The following is a 24,798-nucleotide window of genomic DNA, read 5'->3' as shown; positions in this document are numbered from 1 at the left end:
GGCTTTCGGCAATCAGCTCGCGGGTTCTCCCCCGCACAATTTCAATCGGCACCCGGGCGTCGGCCAGATACGCCCGATAATCAATATCTCCTTCAACCGCGGCCACCGCAAAACGCCATTTCCCGCTTTCCGCAAGGATTCCCGCCGTCGCGGCCAGAACCGGAAGCATCTTTTCTACCTCCTGCGGACGCGATCCCGGCAGAAGGGCCACCAGATCGGAACCGGCATTGTATGGCGCCTTAATAAGACCGGCATCGATGTCATCAAGAAGATAGTGCCCGACAAACCGATTTCTTACTCCGGCCTTCTCATAAATCTTTTTCTCAAACGGGAGAATGAGAAGCATCATATCAACCAGGCGCTTTATCGTCCCGATTCTCTTTCCTCCCCAGGCCCAAATTTGCGGTGAAACATAATAGATTATCGGGATATTCAGCGATCTTACTTTTTCGGCCAGGCGAAGATTGAAACCGGGGTAATCAATGAGTACAATCGCCCTGGGCTGACGCTCCTCAATCTGCTCTGCCGCCCGAGTCAAAAGCTTCTGAAAAAACCGGAATCGCTTGGCCACCTCCCAGAATCCAAGGACAGCCAGCTGGTCGCCGGGCACCAATTGCTCTTGTCCCATTGAGGCCATGCGCCGCCCGCCAAGCCCGAAAAAGCAGGTCGGCTCGTTGAATTGGCGAAGATTCCTCAGAAGATGATAGCCGGCAATATCGCCCGAGGGATCGCCGGCTGAAATGAAGATCGACATTTGAGTTTCCCTCTCTGGACGAATCTTCTCCTGCATTTCAAACTACCGCCCCCATTTTGCCTATTCGTTCAATCTCGACCGCCACCCGCAGCGCCTCTGCGGCCGCCTCGCCGGGAACTTCCGGGGCGGAATGGTTCTGCACTGCCATAATGAAATCAGTCAACTCCCGGCAGAGCATATCTTCATCCCCTGAGACGGCCTGATTATATATTATCTGACGCCCCGATTTCCCCAGCGGAATCCGCATCCCCTCCTCACCGGCATTGACTTCGTCGGCGAGGCGATAAATGTCGGCCTGCCTTTCCGCCAGATCGAGCGAGAAATACCCCGATTTCTGGAATATCCGCAGTTTCCGCATCGGGCGAAGCGAGATTCGGCTGGCCGTGAGATTCGCCACCGCCCCGTTTTCAAATGTCAGACGGGCATTGGCGATGTCGGCGTTATCCGATATCACTGCCACCGCTGAAGCCTCGATATTTCTGATTTTCGATTTCACCAGATGCAGGCACAACTCAATATCATGTATCATTAAGTCCAGAATAACCGCCACATCGGTGCCGCGCGGGTCGAAGGCCGCCAGACGATGCGCCTCGATAAAGCGCGGATTTATTTGATATTCTTTCAAAGCCTGAACAGCCGGGTTGAACCGCTCAATATGTCCCACTCCGAGGATGACCTGATTTTCACGAGCCAGCCGCACCAATTCATCGGCTTCCTCGGCCGTGGCCGCAATCGGTTTTTCCACCAGACAGTGTATCTTATTCTTCAGAAACTGCTCCGCCACCTCAAAATGGGAACTGGTCGGCACCGCTATGGAAACCGCCTCAACCTGCCCCATTATCTCCTCCAGACTCCGGAATGGCTTTACCTGCCACTCAACGGCGGCCTGCTCACATTTCTGTCGGTCGCTATCATAAACACCGATCAACTCCGCTTCCTTGATATTTTTGTACCAGCGGCTGTGGTGCTTCCCCAGATGTCCGACACCGATGACGGCTGTTTTTATTCTGTTCACTGTGATTTTTTCTCCTGATATGGGCCGGACAAACTGTCCGAAAAGAGTATCGCCGCTCCCAAAAGGGAAGCTCTATTTTAGCATGCCCCGGGTCGAGTTCTCAATAAAAGTGAGAATCACTTTTATCTCCTCCACCATGGCCACCTCGGCTCTTATTTTTTCAACCGCCTGCGTTGTGTTCAAGTTGGAAAAGAATAAAATCTTGAAGGCTTTTTCCAGAAGGCTGAGAGTCTCCGGTCTGAAACCGCGCCGTTTCAGCCCGACTGAATTAAGCCCCATTACCTTCAGAGGGTAACCCGCCACCAGCGAGTACGGGCAAATATCCTGCTGCACCCGGTAACCGCCGCCGATCATGCAATGGGCCCCGATTTTCACGAACTGATGCACCGGAACGATGCCGCCGATAATGGCGTAATCGCCGATCTCAACATGACCGGCGATATTGACCGCATTGGCCAATATCACACTATCGCCGACTATGCAGTCGTGCGCCACATGCGCATAGGCCATCAGAAAGCAGTTCTTACCGATAACCGTCTCTTTGTGCTGGGCGGTCCCCCGGTTAAGCATGGCGTATTCCCGGATTGTCGTTCCTTCGCCTATAACCAGACGCGTTTTCTCGTCCTTGAATTTCAAATCCTGCGGGACCGACCCCAGAACCGCCCCATGGAACAACGTGACATTGTCGCGCAATTCGGTATAGCGCGCCACCAGGCAATTGCTCCCAATAGTTACATTATTTCCGATTATGGCTTCTGCTTCAACAATGCTATAGGGACCGATTTTGACATTTTCGCTAAGAATAGCCTTCTGGTCAACAATGGCGGTATGGTGAATCTGGTTCATCGGTCAAGAACCATGGCCATTAATTCCGCCTCGGCCACCAACACATCCCCGACAAAACCTTTGCCCTGCATTTTACAGGTGTTGCGGCGAAAAACCTTCATCTCCAACTCGAAGCGGAGAGTATCGCCCGGCCTGACCGGCCGGCGGAATTTTACCTTGTCAATCGATATGAAATAGACCAGCTTTTTCTCCGGCTCCGGAACTGCTTTAAGAAGAAGAATGCCGCCCGCCTGCGCCATCGCCTCAAGAATCATGACCCCCGGCATGATTGGATGGCCGGGGAAATGCCCCTGGAAAAACGGCTCGTTGATAGTGACATTCTTGATGGCCACAACCCTCTTCTCCGGCTCCATATCAAGCACTTTGTCTATTAGAAGGAACGGATAGCGGTGCGGCATGATCCGCATGATTCCATCAATATCGATCAGGGGCTCCCTGTTGGCTTTCTGATATTTGCTGGCAATTTTCTTCTTCTCATACAGCGCCCGAATCTTTTTCACCAGCGCTACATTGGCTTTGTGCCCGGAACGGGCCGCCAGAATATGCCCTTTAATCGGCACCCCGATTAAAAACAGGTCGCCGATAAGGTCCAGCGCTTTGTGACGCACCGGCTCATTATAGAAACGAAGCGGAATATCGTTGATGATCCCCGTCTTACCGACAAAAGCATCATCTTTCAAATTCAATACCTTGCGAATCCGGTCAACCTCAATCTGCCCCAAATCGGAATCATAAATGACAATGGCGTTGTTGAGACCGCCCCCCTTGATCAATCCCTGATTCTTAAGCATCTCCACTTCCGAAAGGAAACAGAATGTCCGGGCCGGAGCGAATTCCGTCACGAATTCGGTGTCAAGATCAATCAGCGTCGTATATTGCGTACCTAAGGCCGGGCTCTTATAATCAATCATAAATGTAATTCGGAACGTATCCGACGGCGTGACCACAATATCTATCGAACGATCCGGCTCGGAATAAGAAAGGGTGGTGTCAATTTCGAGATATTGACGGGCGGCATCCTGGGTTTCGATACCCGCCTCAAGAATTTTCTGCACAAAGGGAAGGGAGGAGCCATCGCCCACCGGCGGCTCATTGGAATCCAGTTCAATATCAAGATTATCCAGCTGAAGCCCCGAGAGCGCGGCCAGAACATGCTCCACTGTGTAGACCTTGGCATCGCCGTTGGCCAGCGTGGTTCCGCGGGCGATATCCACGACATGATCAATATCGGCCACGACCGAGGGACGGCCGGGAAGGTCGGCGCGGATAAATTTTACGCCGCTATCCGGGGGAGCAGGCTTAAAGGTAATTCGAGACAGGTTGCCGGTATGGAGACCGATACCTTCAAAAGAAATTGGGCTTTTTATTGTTCTTTGCTTCTCAAACATAACTTGCCTTATAGGACGGGATTATACGAATTATATCCCTGCAATTCAAGAGGAAAATGCTAACATCTTTATAGCCTTAGAGTTCCTTCAGATTTTTCATTTTCCTGAATCTCCGAAAAAGCTCAACATATTCCTTGACCATCATTTCCTCTGCCTCCGAAATTCCCTCCATTATCGGAATGCCAATTTTCAGCAACGCCCGAACCATATCGGCCATTGTTCGTTCGTGCTTCTCCGAGAGATCCTTCACTCTTTCCTTAAGCTCATAGGAGACATAGATATTTAGGCAATGCTCCCCCTTGGTTTTGTCCGGCATTTCGGCTTTCATTTCATGCTCCTTTGATATGACATTTCTGATGACCGATCAGCGCCTGCGGCCCCTTGACCGCCAATTTATATTTCGATTGGAGAATTCCAATAACACCTCTCCAGGTTTCCTCTTTCCGTTTAGTTCTTATGAGATTGTCTATTTCTGCCTGGAAAGGGGAGTGGCAGAGAGGACATTCTTTTTCCTGAAGAATCTCTATTTCAAACTCCTTTCGGACAAACTCCCCCAGTTCTTTTTTTAGTTTCACTACCACCCGACGCTGCAATCCTTCCACCCATTTGAGCGGCTTGCCCAACTCCCCGGCTATCTGAGTGCAGGACTCTCCCTGAAAATAAAACCGCTCAATAAATTTTCTCTCCGGGGCCGTCAGACGTGACAGCGCGGCCCGAACCGCCCTGTTTATCCGCTGATTGTATGGTGGACTGGCGCTGTCTGATAATAGAATCTCGCGGTGTTTCGGATCCACCCCGATATCGACAATCCAATTCTGAAAGACAATTTTCCTCTTCGGCACAGGCGCTCCTTTTTGCCAAAAAGGAAACTAAATTCCGCGCAGAATCTACCATATCAGCATCGCGCAATTTTGGTGCGATTTACAGGGGGACGAGTCACATGTGTCACATTGGCCAGCGGCACGCCCATACATGCTTCCGCAGAAATATCAATGGGGAGTGAAAGTTCTCCGGGGAATTTTGACCACCCAAGAATTTTGGAAAAATCAGAATATCCTGACAGGAATTCCCACCCGCTTTTCCGCCTTTGCCTTTATCTCTTGCAGACCGTTCCTATCAATCTGCATCAGGCTCCTGTCAGCCGCCGGACGGTCAAGCGAATAGATATGGCATTCCAGTGGTTTTATCTCGCCAATCTTCTCAATCCAGCTATCGATAGAACGCTTATCAAAGTTTCCACGCTCCCCTCCCGCAAAAAGTGATTGAATAATGATACTCTCAAGTTGCTTCAATCCCGATACTATTTTCTCAAGCGATATCCCTTCACGCGGGCAGTTGAATCTCCGGAAAGTCGCCTCGTCGCCGGTATCAAGTTTCATAAAACGGGCATCGAGCAGCGCCAGCCCCTCGCGGACTTCCGGTTTATATACTAATGCTGAGTTGGAAAGTATGGCCAGCTTGATTTCCGGATTGATTTCATTTTTCAGCTTTCTTACTTCCCTGACAATATTCAAAAAATCGGGGTGAAGCGTCGGCTCGCCGTTGCCCGAAAAAGTGATATAAGAAACGGAGGGATAATCGTCGTATGCCTCTTTCAACGCTGCCACAACCTCCTCGGCTCCCGGCATGTCGGTACCATCGGAATCAACAACATGCCCCATTCCGCCGGTAAATCCATATTGGCAATAGGCGCAATTGAATGGGCAGGCCTTATAGCCGGTCGGAAGAATATTCAGCCCCAGCGATGAGCCCAGTCTCCGGGAGTTTACCGGGCCATAGATTATGGTCTTCTTGAGTTTAAGCGGCTCACCTTTCAATATTTAGTTCCTTTTTTTCTTTTTTAATCCAAACTTTTCAATAAATTTACCATAAATGATTATAAAGTCAATTTGGCAATACTGTTTTGAGCCGAATCCTATAATCATTTAGCAGGAGGATTGGAAAGATGAACGACATTAATAGAGATTCAAAAGAGGATCGTTCCGGATTGCTCATTTCCGGCTCGATTCTGACCGGACTCGGCGTCCTTTTTCTGCTGATTACTTTGGAGGTCATCCCCGGATGGCGGCATATTTGGCCGGTCATTATCATCATAGTCGGCTTATCTCTGATAATCGGTGCTTTCAGCAAGAGGAAGAAGGAAGGTAATATTTGACCGATTTCCCTCCGAACGAAGAAAATCCCGAACGAATCCCGGTCGAACCATTTGAGATACCGGCGCTACAAACACCCGAAGAGCCGGAATATCGAAAAAGTCGGTTATCTTATTTGACCCTTTTCTTCCTTCTGATCTTTTGGCCTCTTTCATCGATAATTTTTGTCACCGACCCTTCCGAGGTACTGAAAGCCCTTTCAGTATCCCCCATATTTCTGGTTTACCTGCCGACCATGGTTATCCAGTGGCTCGTCTTTCTCTTAATATTCGTCACCACCTATCGGGAACAGACCGGACTCCGCAGTATCGGTTTCAAAAGGATTCGTGCCATCGATTTTCTCTGGGCAATAGCCTTTCTGCTCGCCTCCAATTTGATTCTTACTTTGCTCTCGCTCCTGCTTAAGACCGTGCACCTCGAAATCCCAGGCGAACTGGAATTGATTCTGCCCAAGACCGCCAACGAAAGAATTCTCTGGATACTTCTTTCCATAACGGCCGGCATTTGTGAGGAGGCTGCTTTTCGGGGATATCTTATTACTCGGATAAAAATATTCGGCAGGACCAAAAGCTGGGTCCTGCCGGTTGTTTTGGCCTCGCTGGCATTCGGTTCCGGACACGCTTATCAGGGACTCGGAGGCTTTCTTCTGATCTCCATCTACGGCGCCATGTTCGCGCTGCTTTTCCTGCGCACCGGAAGTCTCTGGCCGCCCATTATTGCCCATTTCTTCCAGGACTTCTCCGCTATATTTTTCCCTTTCCAGAAGTAACGGCCGCTTTCATCGGCGGCGGTCCGCCTCTATAAAGATAGTTTATCAAATAGGTGATATCTCGAATATTGATAATGCCGTCGGAATCAACGTCTCCTTCATATTGTAGCGGCGCCGGGCCTCCTTTATAGAGATAATTGATCAGAAAAGTAATATCTTTGATATTTATGAGACCGTCATGATTGGCATCCCCTTTCAGAACCGCTACATCGGAGATCGTCCCTTTTAGCACTGCCGTTTTGTACATGAGGTAGTCGGCATCAAAGCTCAAGTAGCTGGGGGGCATGGAGGTAGTGTCAAGATTATTCACCCCGCTTCCCGAAAGACGCGTGAAATAGATATTGATGATGCGCCCGTACCCCGGAGATAAGTCGGGTCGGGAAGTGAGAATGCTGGGCGTGAATGAGAATACCAGCTTCTGCTCTCCCGGGCTGTAACTCCCCATTTTTATCTGCTCAAAATAAGCTGTCCGACAGGAGTCGGTATCATGGCCGGCGTAACTCAATTCTATCGGGCCGCCAAAATGTATGGGAACTACAAAATTGTGCAGGACATGCGTATTCCGAAGATAGATTGGTACTTTGACCGTATCGCTCGAACCAAAGAAGACTTCCGGAAAATAAAGGGTATCGGCCAGCGTGATTACCATTTTCTTCTTGGTGCGATTATGCCGCCCGTCAAAAAGCGTATTCTCGAGATAAACATCATGCGTACCGCCGTCTCTGAAAACATGGATTGGATTTGCCTCCATGGCGCTGTCGCCGTCGCCGAATCGCCAGAGCCAATCCAAGGCCCCAACGGAACTGTCGGTGAATTGCACTTCAAATGGCGCCCAGCCGAAAGCGGTATCGGCGTAAAAATCGACATAAGGACGGCCATTGTTGCCGAAAGCCATGTTGTATGTATCCCAGTTGGCGACCGTCAGATCATTCTTGAAAGAATATTTGTAATAGAGAATAACGCTGTCAAGCGGAGCCTGTGCCAGCGACACCCAACCGTCAACAAGGTCAAAACAATAATCCGAAATACTCAGGATACTTCCATCGACCAGCACCGAATCGAGAGAAAAGAGTGGATGCTTTTTGACATAGAAGAGTTTCCTGCCCGATGATGCATAAAGCGTGTCGGCGCGCGCTTCCACCCCGTCGCCGTCAATATCCACCCAGGCCAGTTCTTCGACTACCGTGGAATAATTGCCCCGCCAATCAGGAGCGGCATTAAGCAGACCGCCGACATTTTCATAGACTCTTGGTCTGTCCCACCATCGGCCTGCCGCCAGGTCGAGATCGCCGTCATTATCAACATCATACAGCGAGACCGCCGAACCGTAGCCGCCGTCGGAGGATTGCCAGCCGTAATTGGGGTCAAGCTGTCCGGCTCCATTATTGAAATAGACACAATATTTTCCGGTGCCCCCGTTCTGATTATTGAACGCAATCACCAGGTCAAGCCAGCCGTCACCGTTGACATCGCCAAAGATAATAGTATTCCCCGGTTCATTATTGTTGGCCGCCCATGAGGGTGTCGTATCCAGAACCCCGCCGATATTGTAGTACAACCGTGGCGGATGGTCATCATAACAGAAAGCCAAATCCAGATCACCGTCGTTATCGACATCTCCCCAAGTCACATCCATCGCTTCAGTCACATCGGATGACTGCCACCCCGGCAGGGTCTGCAGGGTGCCGTTGACATTATAATAAATCCGGTCGGTCTGTTTGCGCGCGCCGTAAGGTTCACCGGTGGCAACCGCCAGGTCAAGATCACCGTCGCCGTCGACATCACCCAGCGCACACGAGAAGGTATAGATGCTGTCGGCATTGCGCCAGTCGGGAGAAGTATGCGGCAGTCCGCTGAAATTTAAATAGACATTGGAGAAATTCATGCTCCCGAATCCACCCGAGCCGAGGAAGTTGGACACGACGAAATCGGGGTAGCCGTTATCGTCCAGATCGCCGACCGCGCAATGGCCGGAATAGTCCGCATTGGCCGATGACCACGATGGGTTTACAGGCAGCACACCATAACGGGATTGGTAAATATGGTTGGCCGCCAGGGCCATATCGTTGCCGTTAGAAAAAAAGACATCAATATAGCCGTCATTATTGGCATCACGCCAGATCATCCCCGTGGAATAAACATTCTTCGGGGTCGACTGCCAGAATGTGGTGGTATTGAGCGGCACTTCCGCCCGAATGCCGGCGGCGGCCGCCAACATAGTGCAAAAAACAATAATTGATTTGTGCCTCATCTCCGGTTTCCCTCTTATTGATATGTCTATTTGATCAAAATCATTTTCCTCGTCTGTGCATATTCCCCGGCTTTCATTTTATAAAGATAGATTCCGCTGGGAACTGTCCGATCCGCTGCATCCCGCCCATTCCAGAGCAACTGATAATGTCCGGCGGCATAAACACCATCCACCAGTGTGAGTACCGTCTGTCCCAGTAGATTATAAACCAATATCTCCACTCGATCGCGGGTCGGTACGGCGAACTCTATGACCGTCGAGGGATTGAAGGGATTGGGATAATTCTGCTCAAGGAGATAGGCCGTTGGGAGAACATCCCCGGGATGGTCATTGACATCGGTCGGGTCATAAAACACCTGGCTCAAATAGACATTCAGGCCGCTGCTTCTCGGGTCAATCCAACTGAACCAGGCCCGCCCCCGGTATGTCGCTATTGATGGTGAGGCCATGAATTCGATGCCGCCTGCCGATGAGATCGGCGTATTGCCGCCGACCGCCGAAAAAGTCGGGTCATAGATTTGATAATAAACCGCCCGGTGTCCACTGCGGGAGTCGATCCAGGAGACAGTCGCAAAGCGATTGTTATCAACCGCAATATCAGGTTCCAGCGGCGCCGCATTGGCATTATTGGTAATCTCGAAAGTGGACTTCTTAATCGCCCCTGTTCTGGAAAAAACGGTCAGATAAAGTCGGCGGGTACTGCTCTCGCCCAGCCACAGAAGATAGATATCGCCCGAATCGCTGACTGCGGCGGCAATATCGACTATCTTTGTCCCCGGCATATTGCCATTAAAACTGATACGATCGATAAAATCACCGGAAGAATTATGGCGGGCGGCAATAGCGGCCGGGCTGCCAAACGCCCCGCGTGACAGCCAGACAACGGTGAAAATATCACTGCTGTCTCGGGCCACCGTTACATCATCATTATCGAAATCTATTCCCGATGTGGAAATTTGGAATTCATTCCCTTCCGTCACCCCCGGCCCCTTTACGAAACGCCCCATGATATGTCCCGTCCCCAGGCGGTAATCAGTCCAGGCTACCAGTGCTTTCTGGTTACGGGCAAAAGCAACCGCCGGGCCTCGCTTGGATGAAACATTTCCGGCATCGGAAATAACAAAATCGGAATCCTCCAATACTCCATTCAGCGAGCCGAAACGCCCGAATATCCTCTGTCCGGTCACTCCGGCGATGGCACGGCTGTCGTTCCAGACTGCCAGAAGCTGCGAGGTCCCCGCCGTCAGGGACGGTTCATTCTGCAGAACGGCGATGGTATCGGTGTTGATTTTCTGATTGACGCCAACCAGATTTCCGGCGACATCCACCAGTTGCAGGTAGATATCACCTTCATCGTGGCGGGCGCTGGTGAAGACTACACCGGCCAGAGTCCTGTGGAAAACAGCCAGATCCTGCTCGGCCGACTGTGCGCCGCGGGAATCATCATTGACTAATTTATCCGAGGTATATATCGGCACCCCCTGTGAAGTGAGCATTTCCAGATAGATATCGGGGTTTATGGCCCGATAATCCGTCCACGAGCAAAATATTTTATCCGAGCCGCCTATCGCCAGCGCCGTTTCCCATCGCCCCCTCTCGGTGAAACTATTGACAGTAACAACAGCGCCATCCGGCACAAAACCGGAGGTGAATTTTCGCAGAACGATATTTTCAGTTGCCCCCATTGAAGCCCAGGATGCTACCAGATTCCCGGTCGAGTTGACCGCCAGTGAAACATCCCAATCTTCCGCCTCTGGATCATCTTCGGAGATCTTCAAATTCCCGCCGACCAAACCCAGACCAGGAATCACTCTTTGCAGGAATACTTTTTGTGTTCTGTAGCGCCGGTCAAGCCAGGTCACCGCAAATCCATCGGCGGGTGAGTGCGCCACCTGCGGAAGATACTGCGCGGAATCATCGGAAGCCGCCTCCACCACGCCGAAATCGGCGCCGTTGGGTGTACCATCCTGGTTGAGAAGGCGCATGAATATATCGGCATTACCGTTGCGGTAATCTTCCCAGACCACCGCCATGCCGCCGGTCTTATTAACCGCCATCGAGGGCACCCAGCGCGAAACATCGGAATTATCTTCATTGACGATCAGGACACCGGTCAGCGGCACACCGAAAGTATTGAACAGACGAACAACGATGCTGTTGTTCAGATTGTACTGCTCCCAGACCGCGACCAGACGGCCATCGGGGTAGTTATCGATATCATACGGGCCGGCATATCCGCCCGCCAATGTATCATTGAATACGAAAGGAGAGGTCAGCACCGCTAGCGAGGAATTATACCGCCCGGCATATATTCTCCCGCTGTTTTCATCCCTCCAGGCCAGATAGAATCCGCCGGAGCCATCCGGCACCGCTTTCGGCTCAAGCAAATCGTATCCGTCCGCCCGGCCGATCATCAAGGCATTGCTCGATACCGCCGCTCCCGAGGCATCATAAATCTGCGCGAATATTTTATAGCTTCCCAGACGGTCATCCTGCCAAACCACCACCATCTTGTCCGTAGCAAGGCGGGCAATGGAGGATGATTTCTGATTGAACGCCGCCGGCGAGATCGTTTCGGAAATCAGCAGGTCATTGATATCGCCTGCTTTGAGATTGATTTGCGCCGTCTCAAACCGGGGCGATTCGGACGACTGCGGCCGGAAAATCTGCTGCTGATGTCTCATGGCGCGGTCAATCGGCCGCTTTGTTTCTCCGGCCAAAGACACCACTGTCACCAACAGCATTAATATCAAAAGGGTCAGGATATATCTCAAAAGATTCATGCTCTTCTTCTTACAGATAGTTAGTCGCCCCATATATACGCAAACCGTATGCCGTTTCCGCCGATAAAAGACCATATTAAACATCCGCAATCCGGCCGCTATCTATTTCCTTAACCTGTTTGCTTACTTGGCCTTGAGCAGCCGCAAAGGAAAGGCGGCGAACCTTTATCATCAACTCCGTGTCCTGAAACATTTCAAACAAGTTCTCTCAAGGCAATCGGTTTCATAATTCCTGAAACAAACGGCCAAATGCAGTAAAGGGCGTGAGGCTAGTGCCGCTCCCCCCGAGTGGCTGTTTCCGACCTGAATATAAACTAAAACCGTCAATCTGTCAAGAAGTCATATGTCCCGGTAGCGCGAAAGATTGCAGCACAAAATCCCGAAGGGTTTTGCGAAACTGAGTAGGCCCCATTCCCTGTAGGGGCGAACCGATGTGTTTTGTGGGCGGCCGATATCCACATCGGCCCCGGGGTCACTCTCTTGTGCATTTATTCTCTGGATGCTGGATCAAGTCCAGCATGACAATGAACGGGTATTGAGGCGTAAGAGCAAACACCCAGTTGCATGCCTCTGTAAATGTCATTCCCCGCTGCGGCGGGACATCCAGAAATTGTCCAACAAAAAATGGGGCGTATGCAATACGCCCCTACCGGAAATATGAAAATGCTTTCTAAACGCCGACCGGCGCTTTCATGCTGTTCAACTCTTGCAGCCGCTTGCGGATCTTATCTTCAACATCGATGATATAGGTGTCATCATGGTACAACGTCGTCTCGAAAGTCGTCATCTTTTTCAACTCATCCACAATCGTGGAAATAGTCTCGACCCCCTCCACAATCGTCTGTGCCGAGAGCGCCGCGATCCCCTTCTTATCGATAACATCGCCATTGGTGATCCCCATCTCAACCAATTGCGCCCGCCCCAAAATGGTCGTGGTAGCATTGTTGATATAATGGCTGAAAGTGGCCGCGATCGCCTTGAGCGATTCCAGCGCCGCCTTCTTCACCTGGTCGCGGGCGATCTGCTGCTGCATGATGCGGTTTTCGCGGAGAAGATTTTCCACGGTGAGAAATTGCTTGTAAAGAAGGTGGTTTGCCTCGCTGAGGATCTCTTCAATACTGCCGATTTCAATTTCCAGAAACTCCGATTGCTTGACCACCGCTTCCAGCAGATTCTCTTCGATTTTGGCAATGGCGGTATTGGTGAGTCCCAGATTGGCGGCGATAATATCCTTGTTTTCGAGCATCTTCGATTCCGGGGGCGGCATGTTGTAAACCCGGAATTTGGAAAGCTGATTGGCCAGATTGACAATCTGGGTCAGCTGGTTTGCGGGCGCCTTTTCACCATAGTTCATTACCAGATGGTGCCCGCCGACCGCCTCGCCGATACTCTTGGGTACGCCCCACTGGTCGAGCAGGAATTGTCCCACCCGGGCGTGGTTGGTACCCCAGGCGCGCTCTTCGACCACGGTCTGGTTCTCCCCCACCTCGACCAGTTTCCAGACCCGCTTGAATTCGGCCGGGAATGAGGATTCCAGTACGAGAGCGCCTATTTCATGAAGCAGCCCCGCCACAAAGGCCTCCTCGGCCGGCTCATAGCCGACCGCCTCGGCAATCATCCGGGCGCCCATGGCCACCTCAAGGGAGTGACGCCAGAACCGCTTGCGATCGATCGAGCCATCCACGCGATTGATTTTATCATAGATGGAACTCGAAAGAGCAATGGCGGTCACCGTTCTCTGCCCCAGTGTCACCACCGACTGATTAATCGTCGTGATTTTCTGCACCCGGCCGTAGAAGGAAGAGTTGACCACGCGGAGAAGTTTGGCCGTCAGAGCCGGGTCTTTCATGATGACTGCGGCCAGTTCGGAAGCGGATGAATCGGGATCGGAGGAAACGCGGAGCACCTCCACCAGCACCTGCGGCAGCGAGGCGAGTTCTTTATGGTCGTTTATGATCTTAAGGAAAATATCCTGTGTCATGGCGCCCTTATATTTAAGTTATATAATGATTATCGACCCCTTTTTAAAATTGTTTAGACGCAGCCTACGATGAAAGCTTTCTTTTCAGCCGGCCGATTCTCTTTTCCAGCTCGAGCGTCAGCCCGCGATGCCTCGGACACCGTTTTTCGGCCTGAACGGCGTGCTGCAGAGCTCGGGAGATATCCCTTGCCCGGTGTTCGTAGAATTTTGCCAGTTCGATGCCGGCAAAAAAAGCCTCGGGCGAATCTGTGATTGATATTTTCTTCCAGATTTCAACCGCCCGGAGAAAAACTCCGTTCCGTTTATAAGAGAGAGAGTGAAAAAAGAGTATGTCATGGCGTCCTTCATCCCAGAGAAGGGCGTGAAAATCCTCGATCAGCCGACACAGCCCCTCATGGTCGCCCTTCTTCTCAAGTAGCCGGGCAAGCGAATAAACATCTTCCGGCTCCTTTATCCGGGCCGAGGGGTTCTCCAGGATATCGGCAATATGATACAGGATGAAATAGAGCGAAACAATGTCGTTGAGATTATGCCGGACAACCCGCGCCAGCTCGCCGGTCTCCTGTGTGGCCAGCCAGTTGAAGTAAACCGCCGGCACCAGATACCCTGGGATATCATCATATCGGAAAAATTCCAGGATGGAACGTTCAACATTGCCAAGAGTGCAGTCTTTCAATCGACGCTTGTATAGTTTTCGAACAGGATGGAGAAGGTCGATATGATCGGCAATCTTGAGATTTCTTTCTATTCGATGAAGAATCAGACGGTCTACCAGAATCGGCAGGTCAAACGATTTACCGTTGTAGCTGACAATGATAGTTTCATCGCTTATCTCCGCGCGAACCGCCTCAAGCATGGCGGCCTCGTCAGGGTAGTCGGGCAAAAAATACTGCCGCACCTGAAAACGTTCATCGACCATCGAGCCGCATCCGATAAGAAAGGGCACTGTCCCCGAGCCACCGGAAAGGCCGGTCGTTTCCATATCGAAGAAAAGGAGTTTTTCCCGATCTATCATTTCATTGACGCGGGCATTGAGGAAATATCCTTTTCGAAGATCGGTTGGTTGAGATAATTCATAGAAGGTGGATCGGCCATGCGAATAAGTTGCCTCAAAATCGGTGACTATCTCAAGAAAAGTGCCGTCGGAAGAGGAAATGATTTCTCCTTGTAATGCCTCCGCCGCCCGAAGATATCGATCATCTTTCCGGGAATTGACAGACGATGGCTGCGGCCGCACGATTTGCGATGACAGCCGATTAAGCTTATCGCGTAGCATATTTGGCGAGAACTTTATCTATAAAGAAAATTACGGTTGAATCGGTTTCGTGCGGTTTCAATAGCTCCACATAACTGCAAGCAATCGGCGAGTTGGAAAGAAGCACGGCCGCGGCCGCCAATGCGCGCCGAATGGGCGAGGATGATTCCAGTTGCACCCCCAGTGCCGTAGCCACCGTATCACCGCCGATCATTCCCAGTGTGGTGCATCCAAGATTCCCTACCAGAGAGTCGGCCGAATAAAGCGAATCGGCAATAACTTTGACCGCCTCGGGGCCGAATTTAACCAGCGCTTCGGAGGCACACATCCGGGCGCCATAGAAGTTGTCGGCCAGCATATGCACCAGCATCGGCAGCGACTCTTCGATGTGCAGAAGTCCCGCCGAAACCGCCGCCGACTTGCGTACTATCTCCACTCGGTCGGAAAGGAGCTTCACCACGGTGCGGTCACTGTTCTTATCTCCGATTTTTCCAAGAGCACCGACCGCTTCGGAGCGTACCCGCCAATCACCATGAGCAGAGACCGAAATCAATCCCTTCACGGCCGCGGAATCCTTTATCTCACCCAGCGTGCTGCATATCCGTGAGACCTGTTCGGCATTGGGAAGATTCAAGGCCTCGACCAGATAAGGTACCGCCGGCTTGCCGATTTTGACCAGAATACTGTTTATGTTCTGTCGTTCGCGGGCGTCCTGCGTAACATATTTTTCGATCAGACGGGGAACGGACTTGGCCCCCATTGCCACAAGCGAGTCGGTGGCCGGTTGCACCATCCTCTGAAACATCACCATGCCCGAGGAAGCTATAATAAAAAGTGTATCTACCCTGCGATCGATATCATCCATCGGGACACTCTGGGAGAAGGTAACTCCCGTCAGGAGAAATATCAGTATCAATATCGATTTCAGGATTCTATTCATATTATTTCCCATCATACCATCATTTGGGAATCGTCATCATTGAATCCGGTTTTACAAATTCCCAATCCATTCCTCCCCCCCATTTGGAGGGACTTTGCCAGTAGTTCCGGTCAGCGCCGTTGCCGTCATATCTGTCGCTGCCGCTCAAATCAAGGAAAAGACCCATCGAGCCGAAATCGCGGCGGGCATCGCCGAACCCCTGGGTATTGTTCTTGCGCATTACATAGTAAGCATCATCACCGCGGTCATCGATAAGAATGCCGAATCCATTCGCCGACCCGGCCGCCTGCGAAAGGTCGTAGGCATGATAAATATCGTTACCGTTGCGGTCAAGCATGATGCCGCACGAGTAATCATGCCCGCAACCCTGCATCAATCCTTTTCCGAAATAGATATCATTGCCGCTCTGTTCCAGAAGTATCCCCAGGGTCATATGGGTGGCGGCACCCTGCGCATACTGATAAGAGATATACTGGTCGTTACCGGAGGAATCATAAATCAACCCCAGCGACCACCAGTAGCTTGTCCCCTGTGCGAAAATATCGGATATATAAGTGTCATTCCCGACAAAATCGATAATGGCGCCGATACCGCCCGACATATAGGGGCGAAAACCATAGGCGAAACCCTGTGAGAGCGAAAGATAGTGATCGGCATATCTCAGCACATCCTTGTATTTGTTTCCCGCCACATAGGTATCGTTGCCGCTATAATCGGCAATGACTCCTATCCCTTCAGGTGCGGCAAATCCCTGCGAATGAAGAGCCGCCGAATAAAGGTCGGAGCCGCCAGCGTCAATCAAAACGCCCAGTCCGAACGTACCGGCCGCTTCGGCATGCGTGTCGCCATAGTATTTATCGTTCCCCGAACGGTCATACAGAAAACCGAATCCAAAATACCCCGAACCGCACGAGAATTTATTTCCGTTATATATATCATCGCCGCCCATATCAAATAAGAGCCCGGCCGACAAACAGCCGGAGCCGATTGTGAAATCAGTCATGCCGCTATAAATATCGTTGCCGCCAAGATCGATGATAATTGTTCCGTGCGGCTTTTGCGGACTGTACGACAGATCATACCGGTCGTTGCCTCCCAAGTCGAGAATAAAATCATACTCCCCTTTATAATAATCATCCCCCGTACCGCCGATACGCCATCGTTTATCCTTGCCGAGAAAGGCGGTATTTTCGACCCGGGGAGGAAGAATAACCGTATCGCCCAGAACTGTGGCCGGGTCGATCCGCCCGGCGGCGACATCGGCGAGGAAAAGATTTATCTCACGGTGCAAATCAACGGCCGCTTCGATCCCGGCGGCGATAATGAAATCCTTGCGAATTCTGGTGCCGAATTTGACAAACCGTTTTATATACTCTTCCTCGGTCTTTGCGATTGAGTCGATCTGGTCAACCGTACGATACTCATCGGCGGTATCTTCCATCAAATTAGCTTTGAATTCGTTCAAGAGGAATCTCTTTTCGTCGGAGGAAATAAGGGAAAAAGTGGATTCGGCCGATGGGGGGAATACATTATAAAGATATCTATGTACCTTTGTCAGGAAACGGTTCAATTCACTGGATTTATAGAATAAATTCTGCCCGCTTTCGGGCTGTGCCCCTTTGGAGTTATCGATCGCCATTCCGCGCCAGGTTTGCCCTTCTTTGGCCAGATTTTCGTAGGCAAAATTGAGCAGCGGCTCAGGTTTGTCGAAAGTACAGTTATCCTTATACTGCTCCACAAATTCAACCATGCCGAAGGGGCGGCGCATCAGGCGGGCGATTGTTTCCAGTCGGAATGAGTCCTTGGCCGTGTAATCATCGCGGAAAGTCAAATCGGAAAGTCTCAGGTTCATCAACGCCATCAGCTTCTCCATCGCGGCCCTTTCCCAAACTGAATCGGGGGTGACCTGGGCAGAAGCTGGGCTGAAGAAGAGGATCAGGAGAATGACAGAAATAACAGTTTTCACATTAATAATAAAGTCGAGTTTATAAACAAGGTCAATGACTTTTTGGGTCATCGACGAAATCTATGATTGCCGCGGTCAGCGGATTCCAAATCGATTGGGAAGAATCGATACCGTCATTTCTTTCTAGTCAGCACCCAGACCCAGGCCGGGAAAAGATGGTAGGCAAGGCGATATAGCCAGCGGGGCAGCCGCGAAATTAGATTCCCCGGCCGGATTATGTCGTCGGCATGGAAGAGTTTCGGGTTCTCAAAAATCATCCCGGTATAATCGTGACACCAGAAATCTTTGGTCAGCGTCTTAAGTCTCCGGAGCGAGAGAAGCCTGACATCATATTTCCCCGATTTGCCGGTCACGAGCATATATATATCGGCCACCCGGTTCGGCAACCATGAAAGAAAAGGCAGGAAATAATGCCCTTCGATAACGACATACCGGTTGCCCGCTCCAAAATAGCAAAAACCGTCATATTTTAAGACCCGATAAATCTCCGCCATCAGGCCCGACTGATTATCGACATGCTCATAAATCTGATTGCAGATAACAACATCAACCGAGCTGTCGGCCAGCCCCATGGCGGTGCCATCGGAGCAAATATAATCGATATTGCGTGCAAGACTGCTGCTTTGGCCGTACCAGAGCCCCCGTTTGTCAATATCAAGGGCAATCACCCGTTTGAAATTGGCGGCAAACCGTTCGGTCATGATACCGGTTGATGCGCCCAGGTCAAGGCAAACCAGTTCCTCCAGCGGCCGCGGCGAGAAATGACGGCAGACGGCGATGACTTTATTCGCCTTCTTCTCCCGTCCGGCAATATCATACAGCACCGGGAAACGCTCCGAGAAAGTTCCCATGGTTTCGTTAACGCGGGTGCGGTCGGCTACTTTCATTTCTTCCTCAGGATGTATATCGATGACAGAGCAAACAGTGAAGGAAAAAGTTGCGCCAGAGGATGAAATATGCCCGCGAGAATTTTCCATCGCGGCGGCACAATCGCTACCCTGGCAGAGCCGGTTATTTCAAGGCCGGCATGATCAAGAAGAGATCTGTCTCGTGAGGGTGCAAAGAGCCGGATATGGGAATGGTCATAATGTCCCAGATGCGATCGCCCGAAAAGAAGACGCAAACGGGAAACAATATGAAATTCATTGGGAACCGACACGACCATTTCGCCATCCGCATTAAGGGCTTCTTTGAGTTTCAATAGAACCGAGAGCGGGTCATACAGTTGCTGAAGAACCTCAAGGCAGATGACAATATCATATTTCCCCGGAAGACTCCCCTTTTCCAGGTCGGCAAGACAGACGTTGTATCCCTCCTGTACCAGCTTTGCAACCATCAAGGGCGAAATGTCGGCGCCGCCGACATCATAGCCGCGGTCAGCAAAAAAACCGAGCGCCACCCCTCGTCCGCACCCGGCATCAAAGAGCGTCCCGCTTTTCTGCTCCAGAAGGTTATAGATGTACTCCGCCCTCTGATGAGCGCGCGGGTCGGCGATCTCGGCCCGCTGCTCCTGCCAGTACTGATCAAAATATGTTTTTTTCTCTTCAAGCCCGGGCATAGTCATAGTCAGGCACTTTCTCTTTCAGCGTCAATGTATCAAGCCATTTGGTAACTGCTTCGGCGGCGTTGCGGATATCCAGTATCTTTACTACCGCCGGACAACTGGCCGCAAAGTCGGTGCTTGCCCGATTCATCCAATCCATCCTTTCGGCCAGAGCGCCTATATCCCCTGCTGGAAAGTGATATCCGACCTTATAGCGGTCGACCAGATATGGCATATCGCCGACATCGGAGGTAATCACCGGCCGCCCAAGCTGCATCGCTTCGCCGAAAGTGAGCGGCAACGAATCGGAATGAGAGGGGATGATCACAGCCACGGCCAGTCGTACCAGGCGATTGAATGCTTTCCGCTCCAGATAACCGAAGCAGCGCACTGATTTCTCAAGCCGTTGTGATACTATTTTCCTCTGCAAATCATTTTCGGCCCGGCCGGCGCCGACATAGTACAATTTCCAATCATTATGACTGGAATGAAAAAGACGAAACGCTTCCAGCAGGTCGAAAACACCCTTGCCTTTTTCCACCCGGCCCGGGCAAAGAAAATATTTTTCACTGGATTCATAGGGGACTTTTTCGAATTCAATGGAATGGAAACTGGGGATGAAGCGGCAATCTTTATCGGACAGAGCCTGCACTTTCATGGCCAATTCGTACCCATCGGCGTAGAGGATATCGGCTTTCTTAAGAACACTGACGGTCAGCCGACCGACAAACGGCTTGGTGGCCCAGCAATTGATATCGGACCCGAGCGCCCAGACGGCATAAGGAATATTATATTGCCTCGAGAGACGGGAGGCGATATACCCCGATGGGAGCGCCCAGAGCGCCATTATGGCAGAATACTCTTGCTTATCCAAAAGCTTTGCCGCAGTCTTATATCCATTCCGCAGGTAGCGCCTCATTTTAAATAGACTCAAAGGATTATAAAGCGGCAATTGGGAAATTACCTTTCGGCCATCAGACCATTGAAACGGATGCACCCTGTCATCGATATAACGATAATCATCTCTCGGTGACTGATAATGTGGCGTGACAATATCGATCTCAAGTCCGCGCTGCTCGAGGGCCTTTCGGAAATCATAGACAAAGGGCGAAGCGGTATCATTCGGCCCCGCCGGGTAGCGGTTACTGATTAGGAGTAGGCGATTTGACGGTATCATGGCCTATCATCTCCGATAATTCATAACGGTCGGCGGCGGTATTCGATTTTTCCGCATTGGCGGTGCCTTCAAGACGATCCTCCAGCGTATGCTGGTTACGCTGAATTTTGTAGATTTCCTTGCGCAGACCAACCAGCTGGGTTCCGAGAAATCCGAAAAGAATAACCTGCAAACCCGACACCAGAAGAAGCACCATCAGAGTCATAAGGGGCCGCGCCGGATTGAGAGAGCCGGTTTGCCAGAGATAGATCATATATCCACCCAGTCCCAAACCGGTCGCGATGAGAAGCAAACCGATTATTCCAAAGAGAAGTGAGGGCCTTTCGAAAAAGGAGAATATCAAATGTGAGGTCGCGGTCGCCCGAAATTTGAATTTCGATTTCCCCTTTTTGCGCGATTGAAGAACCGCCGGAAACTCCAGCGGCCGGTACCCCGAAGCAAGCGCTTTGGAGAGAATTTCAAGGTGAATTTCTTTGCCGTCAGATTCCAGGTCGAGCCGTTTGACCGCCTCGGCCCGGTACCCGCGTAGGACGCCGGTCAGCGTCTTGATTTTCCCCCGCATGGCGGCCGAAAGAATGACATTTCCCAGACGCGAAATCGCCAGCCGCTTGAACGGCACCTTCTCGGTCCGGCCCTGATCCATATAAGGCGAACCGATCACAAAATCTGTCTCGGGATTGTCAATTAACAATTGGTACATCAGCGGAAGATATTCTTCCGAGTACGACAGGTCGCAATCGATGGTCAGAATATATCGCCCTCGCGCCGCTTTGATGCCGGTTCGAATCGCCTTGCCTCTCCCTGCATTCTGCCGGTAGCCGACATATCGTATCCGGTTGTCTTCGCGTGCGATCTGCTTGATCTTCATCGCGGTATCGTCCCTGGAGCCGTCATCCACAGGGAGAATTTCGAACTCTTTGCCGGTGACACCCAGGGCCGCGGCCATCCGCAAAAGGTTTCTCGGAAGGTTCTCCGATTCATTGAAAACCGGGATAACAACCGAAATCTCAATCATTGGCCGCCACCGTTCCCGATTTTTCCAGAGCTTTGACAATATGCCGCCCCAGCTCAAGGCTGTTCTTATCGTTGGGGTCAATTTCAAGGGCCTGTGAAATATATTGCAGCGCCTCCTTATACTTGCCCGCGCGCGCCAGAGCCGCCGCCAGCCGCACCCGCATATCGACATTCCCCTTATCAACATTCAGCGCCTGGTTGAATAGTTGCCAGGCCAGTTCCGGGGAATTCATACGTTCATAGTAAATGGCGGTGTTGAATAACCAGCGCCCGCAGAATTCGATGACTTGAATCTCCTGCTGATTCCCCAGCAGCAGTCTCTGCGTTAATTCCAGATGCGGCTTGAGATTCTCCTTGTCGATTTTTGCTTGACCATTCCCGCCGTTATATTTGAAAAGTATTCCTGATGGTTCCACCTGAGCCGCCTCGATACCGGGAACCCCAAATTGGATATAAATATCCCGCTTGGGCGCATTAAGGCGGCAGAGTGCCGCAACCAGACTGTCCGGCTTAACCGATGATTCATTGATAAAACCCGGCGGATAAATCAGAGCCGGATTGTGCACGGTTAGTTGCTTTCGATATTGAGGATTGATCATGGCCCCCGCCGAGATAATGTTCAACCGCGCGGCGGAGGATTCGACATAGGAATAGTACCAGAGCGGCAGAATAACATCATCCTCGGCAACAATTACCAGCGTGCCGGCCGGAAGTCCTCTGGTAATTTCACTGCTGAGAATTTCGGGGCCGTTCACTTTCGAGAAATCCGCCTTCGCATAATTGGAACCGGCATTCAAATATATGAAAACGCCGACCAGCACCGCCATGAGAAAGGAAGCCTGCCCGGCAACTATACGTGTTCTCAGAAGATAGAGCACCCCCGCCACACTGACCATCAAAATAAGTGCGGTCAGCGGAGCCAGATAATTGACCAGGTCATAATTCCTGGGATTGAAATCGGCAGCCCAGAGAACGATCGCCAGATTGAAAATTATCGCGAGCGGAAAGAAGAAAAACAATTTCCGCGAAACCTTGAAAGCACCCCAGAGACCGACAAGAGTCAGTCCGATCAGCGGCCAGCCGATCTGCCCGGCCATAAAATCGCCTATTTTCCGAAGACGCAGTAAATAATCCGGCGCCACCGTCAATTGAGAAAAATTGGCCATATCCGAGGAACGGGTCAGGGCGACGACAAAGGATTCCAGACTGTCCGGACGCCCCCAGTTGATGGCCGGATCAAGTGATGAACGAATCGGCAGATAAAAATATATCGAAAATGACATGGCAAAGAAGAGAAGCACCAGAGTTACTACCGCCGGCCGGAATCCAATACCGGAGAAATTGGCTATGATCAAATACAGGAAAGCCGGGGCAAAGGCCATGGCCAATAACGGATGATTAGCAAAGGTAAGCGCATAAAGCCAGACTCCCAGAAAAAATATCCGTTTTCTGCCTTTGGTAATTCCTATGAATGATATCCACACGGAAAGAAGCGTGAGAAAAAGGTGCAATGAGTACACCTCGGCACGGACTCCCGACAACCAGACCGGCAATGATATCGCATAGAGTGCCGTGGCCACCAAGCAAGGAAGAATAACCGCCGCCGGTTTGGAAATATTATCAACCTCCACAATCTGGAGCTGATTTTCGGCATCAGTACGACTGAGAATTATGGGGCGCTCGGCAAGAAAGGTTTTCTTGCGACTGGCCTGGATGATCGGCACTTCCGCCATTTGCTTGATCAGCAGGAAAAAGACCATGACTGATAGCGCCGCAAAGAAAGCCGACATCAAATTCGAGGCGAATGCCGGATCCATATGAGGGATCAGATTGAACAGCCTCCCCAGCATGGTATAAAGAGGAAATGATGGGGAATGTGGCAGGCCCAGAATGGAATTACTGGTTGCAAATGCGGCGGAATCACCCCAGAAAACCGAGGGAGCCATGGTTCGCAGAAAGAGAACCATCGCCCCGAGAAGGACCAGGACCGGAAGAACTATATCGGAATACCGCCTGAACCTTCCCGGTCTCGAATAAGTATAGCCCAAATCATGCTTTACCATATGATATTTTTCTCCTTACTTAGCCATGCCGTCGACAATCCAGGTGGGATATTCTGCAAAAGCCGGTCTCGCGGCATATAGCTATTGTCGGCTGATTGGGCCGAAATCTGAAATGCCTGTATGGGGATTCAGTCTGTCGTAACTGCAAAATTTCTAATCGATTACGCAGCCGCAGTCCATAAAAAAAGGCGGCCCTTCAGGCCGCCTTATGCAAAGACCTCCAGCTCTTAGCTGGTGGCGTCATCTGACGTGCAAATAAGCATTCCACCTTCGTTCATGGTCCAGGTATCAACCGTAGCATCATCGTCAAGATCAGAGCAGGTCGCCGTTACCAGCAGATTGGTGCCGTTGGCCGTGGTAATGGTGTAGGTATAACGGGCCGACGCCATGATTTCAACGCCAATGGTGGCAAAGGCGGTCTGAGCCGCGGCGCTGGCCACGGTACCCTGACCCCAGTAAGAACTGTTCTGCTGACGATAGGTATTCTCCATGGTGTAAATCTGCTTCAGAATACCCTTCGCTTCAGACTGTTTGGACTTGGTGGTAGCGGCCATAAAACGCGGAATGGCCAGAGCGGCCAAGATCCCGATAATGACCACCACAATCATCAATTCGATGAGGGTGAAACCTCTCTGACGATTATGGAATTTGGAAAACATTCGGACCTCCTATAGGTTTTTTTGGGTTCTCCGTTCTTATTTCCGCAGTTGATAAGCGCAAATCGTCTGCCATCGACCAGCCATTCAAAAATTTGTTGTGTATGGGGAACATAAGCGGCTGAAGGACAACAGGAAAAAAATCTGGCACCCCCTTCTATGTGGCCTTCTCCCAATAGGTTTTGGCAACTCCCCATATCTGTCCCCTTAGCTTTTTGCGATGATCCTCGCATAATGCAATAAG

General features: G+C 51.1%; 20 protein-coding genes and 1 pseudogene. 2 read left to right on the top strand and 19 right to left on the bottom strand.

The genetic code is table 11. From position 1 onward, the window contains the following. The 7 genes from NT002_08320 to NT002_08290 form a co-directional block, all read right to left on the bottom strand. Positions 1-754, bottom strand: a 754-nt coding sequence (locus NT002_08320) for a hypothetical protein (GenBank protein ID MCX6829269.1), incomplete at its 3' end; no start/stop codon positions are given. A 37-nt stretch (positions 755-791) separates the two neighbouring features. Further along, positions 792-1,769: a Gfo/Idh/MocA family oxidoreductase gene (locus tag NT002_08315; GenBank protein ID MCX6829268.1), complete on the bottom strand. Its 978-nt coding sequence runs from the start codon at positions 1,767-1,769 to the stop codon at positions 792-794. Between the two features lie 72 nt (positions 1,770-1,841). Continuing rightward, positions 1,842-2,615 carry an acyl-ACP--UDP-N-acetylglucosamine O-acyltransferase gene (lpxA, locus tag NT002_08310; GenBank protein ID MCX6829267.1) on the bottom strand — a complete coding sequence of 258 codons (774 nt, stop codon included), beginning with the start codon at positions 2,613-2,615 and terminating at the stop codon, positions 1,842-1,844. Continuing rightward, a complete protein-coding gene (locus NT002_08305) occupies positions 2,612-4,003 on the bottom strand; it encodes a bifunctional UDP-3-O-[3-hydroxymyristoyl] N-acetylglucosamine deacetylase/3-hydroxyacyl-ACP dehydratase (protein MCX6829266.1) in 1,392 nt (463 codons plus the stop codon). The genes lpxA and NT002_08305 overlap by 4 nt, the downstream gene beginning before the upstream one ends. 76 nt (positions 4,004-4,079) lie before the next feature. Beyond that, the gene (locus tag NT002_08300; GenBank protein MCX6829265.1) at positions 4,080-4,331 is read right to left on the bottom strand and encodes a hypothetical protein; all 252 of its coding nucleotides are present in this window, start codon (positions 4,329-4,331) and stop codon (positions 4,080-4,082) included. Position 4,332: 1 nt separating this feature from the next. Beyond that, positions 4,333-4,845, bottom strand: coding sequence for a hypothetical protein (locus tag NT002_08295; GenBank protein MCX6829264.1), 513 nt, complete (start codon positions 4,843-4,845; stop codon positions 4,333-4,335). A 204-nt stretch (positions 4,846-5,049) separates the two neighbouring features. Further along, positions 5,050-5,820: a radical SAM protein gene (locus NT002_08290; protein ID MCX6829263.1), complete on the bottom strand. Its 771-nt coding sequence runs from the start codon at positions 5,818-5,820 to the stop codon at positions 5,050-5,052. Between the two features lie 128 nt (positions 5,821-5,948). On the opposite strand from NT002_08290, the gene NT002_08285 reads away from it, so the two are divergent. Further along, complete coding sequence (locus tag NT002_08285; GenBank protein MCX6829262.1) at positions 5,949-6,158, top strand: DUF5668 domain-containing protein; 210 nt, start codon at positions 5,949-5,951, stop codon at positions 6,156-6,158. Beyond that, entirely contained in the window at positions 6,155-6,925 is a 771-nt protein-coding gene (locus NT002_08280) for a type II CAAX endopeptidase family protein (protein ID MCX6829261.1), read from the top strand. Before NT002_08285 ends, NT002_08280 begins: the two co-directional genes overlap by 4 nt. Here NT002_08280 and NT002_08275 read toward each other — a convergent pair. From NT002_08275 to NT002_08220, 12 genes and pseudogenes are all read right to left on the bottom strand, one after another. Further along, complete coding sequence (locus NT002_08275) at positions 6,900-9,176, bottom strand: FG-GAP-like repeat-containing protein (GenBank protein MCX6829260.1); 2,277 nt, start codon at positions 9,174-9,176, stop codon at positions 6,900-6,902. The genes NT002_08280 and NT002_08275 overlap by 26 nt on opposite strands. 26 nt (positions 9,177-9,202) lie before the next feature. Continuing rightward, positions 9,203-11,959: a T9SS type A sorting domain-containing protein gene (locus tag NT002_08270; GenBank protein ID MCX6829259.1), complete on the bottom strand. Its 2,757-nt coding sequence runs from the start codon at positions 11,957-11,959 to the stop codon at positions 9,203-9,205. Positions 11,960-12,629: 670 nt separating this feature from the next. After that, positions 12,630-13,940 carry an HDOD domain-containing protein gene (locus NT002_08265; GenBank protein MCX6829258.1) on the bottom strand — a complete coding sequence of 437 codons (1,311 nt, stop codon included), beginning with the start codon at positions 13,938-13,940 and terminating at the stop codon, positions 12,630-12,632. A gap of 64 nt (positions 13,941-14,004) precedes the next feature. Then, complete coding sequence (locus tag NT002_08260; GenBank protein ID MCX6829257.1) at positions 14,005-15,216, bottom strand: ribonuclease H-like domain-containing protein; 1,212 nt, start codon at positions 15,214-15,216, stop codon at positions 14,005-14,007. Beyond that, positions 15,203-16,135, bottom strand: a complete 933-nt coding sequence (locus NT002_08255) for a HEAT repeat domain-containing protein (protein ID MCX6829256.1) — start codon at positions 16,133-16,135, stop codon at positions 15,203-15,205. Before NT002_08255 ends, NT002_08260 begins: the two co-directional genes overlap by 14 nt. Before the next feature lie 19 nt (positions 16,136-16,154). Further along, on the bottom strand, positions 16,155-18,152 hold the full coding sequence (locus NT002_08250) for a hypothetical protein (GenBank protein MCX6829255.1): 1,998 nt from the start codon (positions 18,150-18,152) through the stop codon (positions 16,155-16,157). 62 nt (positions 18,153-18,214) lie between these two features. Then, on the bottom strand, positions 18,215-18,988 hold the full coding sequence (locus NT002_08245; protein MCX6829254.1) for a class I SAM-dependent methyltransferase: 774 nt from the start codon (positions 18,986-18,988) through the stop codon (positions 18,215-18,217). After that, positions 18,985-19,665 (bottom strand): methyltransferase domain-containing protein, encoded by a 681-nt coding sequence (locus tag NT002_08240; GenBank protein MCX6829253.1) that lies wholly within the window; start codon positions 19,663-19,665, stop codon positions 18,985-18,987. The genes NT002_08245 and NT002_08240 overlap by 4 nt, the downstream gene beginning before the upstream one ends. Next, the gene (locus NT002_08235; GenBank protein ID MCX6829252.1) at positions 19,646-20,821 is read right to left on the bottom strand and encodes a glycosyltransferase; all 1,176 of its coding nucleotides are present in this window, start codon (positions 20,819-20,821) and stop codon (positions 19,646-19,648) included. The genes NT002_08240 and NT002_08235 overlap by 20 nt, the downstream gene beginning before the upstream one ends. After that, a complete protein-coding gene (locus NT002_08230; protein ID MCX6829251.1) occupies positions 20,787-21,836 on the bottom strand; it encodes a glycosyltransferase in 1,050 nt (349 codons plus the stop codon). Before NT002_08230 ends, NT002_08235 begins: the two co-directional genes overlap by 35 nt. Then, positions 21,829-23,898 (bottom strand): DUF2723 domain-containing protein, encoded by a 2,070-nt coding sequence (locus NT002_08225; GenBank protein ID MCX6829250.1) that lies wholly within the window; start codon positions 23,896-23,898, stop codon positions 21,829-21,831. The genes NT002_08230 and NT002_08225 overlap by 8 nt, the downstream gene beginning before the upstream one ends. A 554-nt stretch (positions 23,899-24,452) precedes the next feature. Then, positions 24,453-24,557: pseudogene (locus NT002_08220) on the bottom strand (prepilin-type N-terminal cleavage/methylation domain-containing protein). Positions 24,558-24,798: the final 241 nt, after the last annotated feature.

This window comes from Candidatus Zixiibacteriota bacterium, assembly GCA_026397505.1.
Taxonomy (GTDB): Bacteria; Zixibacteria; MSB-5A5; order GN15; family PGXB01; genus JAPLUR01.
Note: the sequence above shows the minus strand (reverse complement) of the source record. Positions and strands in the feature narration are given on the sequence as shown.

What these genes read in the sequence shown, in the direction of transcription:
- NT002_08265 (MCX6829258.1), bottom strand. Translation starts at nt 13,940, where the DNA reads ATGACACAGGATATTTTCCTTAAGATCATAAACGACCATAAAGAACTC.
- NT002_08240 (MCX6829253.1), bottom strand. Translation starts at nt 19,665, where the DNA reads ATGACTATGCCCGGGCTTGAAGAGAAAAAAACATATTTTGATCAGTAC.
- NT002_08275 (MCX6829260.1), bottom strand. Translation starts at nt 9,176, where the DNA reads ATGAGGCACAAATCAATTATTGTTTTTTGCACTATGTTGGCGGCCGCC.
- NT002_08300 (MCX6829265.1), bottom strand. Translation starts at nt 4,331, where the DNA reads ATGAAAGCCGAAATGCCGGACAAAACCAAGGGGGAGCATTGCCTAAAT.
- NT002_08255 (MCX6829256.1), bottom strand. Translation starts at nt 16,135, where the DNA reads ATGAATAGAATCCTGAAATCGATATTGATACTGATATTTCTCCTGACG.
- NT002_08270 (MCX6829259.1), bottom strand. Translation starts at nt 11,959, where the DNA reads ATGAATCTTTTGAGATATATCCTGACCCTTTTGATATTAATGCTGTTG.
- lpxA (MCX6829267.1), bottom strand. Translation starts at nt 2,615, where the DNA reads ATGAACCAGATTCACCATACCGCCATTGTTGACCAGAAGGCTATTCTT.
- NT002_08230 (MCX6829251.1), bottom strand. Translation starts at nt 21,836, where the DNA reads ATGATTGAGATTTCGGTTGTTATCCCGGTTTTCAATGAATCGGAGAAC.
- NT002_08250 (MCX6829255.1), bottom strand. Translation starts at nt 18,152, where the DNA reads ATGACCCAAAAAGTCATTGACCTTGTTTATAAACTCGACTTTATTATT.
- NT002_08225 (MCX6829250.1), bottom strand. Translation starts at nt 23,898, where the DNA reads ATGGTAAAGCATGATTTGGGCTATACTTATTCGAGACCGGGAAGGTTC.
- NT002_08285 (MCX6829262.1), top strand. Translation starts at nt 5,949, where the DNA reads ATGAACGACATTAATAGAGATTCAAAAGAGGATCGTTCCGGATTGCTC.
- NT002_08235 (MCX6829252.1), bottom strand. Translation starts at nt 20,821, where the DNA reads ATGATACCGTCAAATCGCCTACTCCTAATCAGTAACCGCTACCCGGCG.
- NT002_08305 (MCX6829266.1), bottom strand. Translation starts at nt 4,003, where the DNA reads ATGTTTGAGAAGCAAAGAACAATAAAAAGCCCAATTTCTTTTGAAGGT.
- NT002_08260 (MCX6829257.1), bottom strand. Translation starts at nt 15,216, where the DNA reads ATGCTACGCGATAAGCTTAATCGGCTGTCATCGCAAATCGTGCGGCCG.
- NT002_08245 (MCX6829254.1), bottom strand. Translation starts at nt 18,988, where the DNA reads ATGAAAGTAGCCGACCGCACCCGCGTTAACGAAACCATGGGAACTTTC.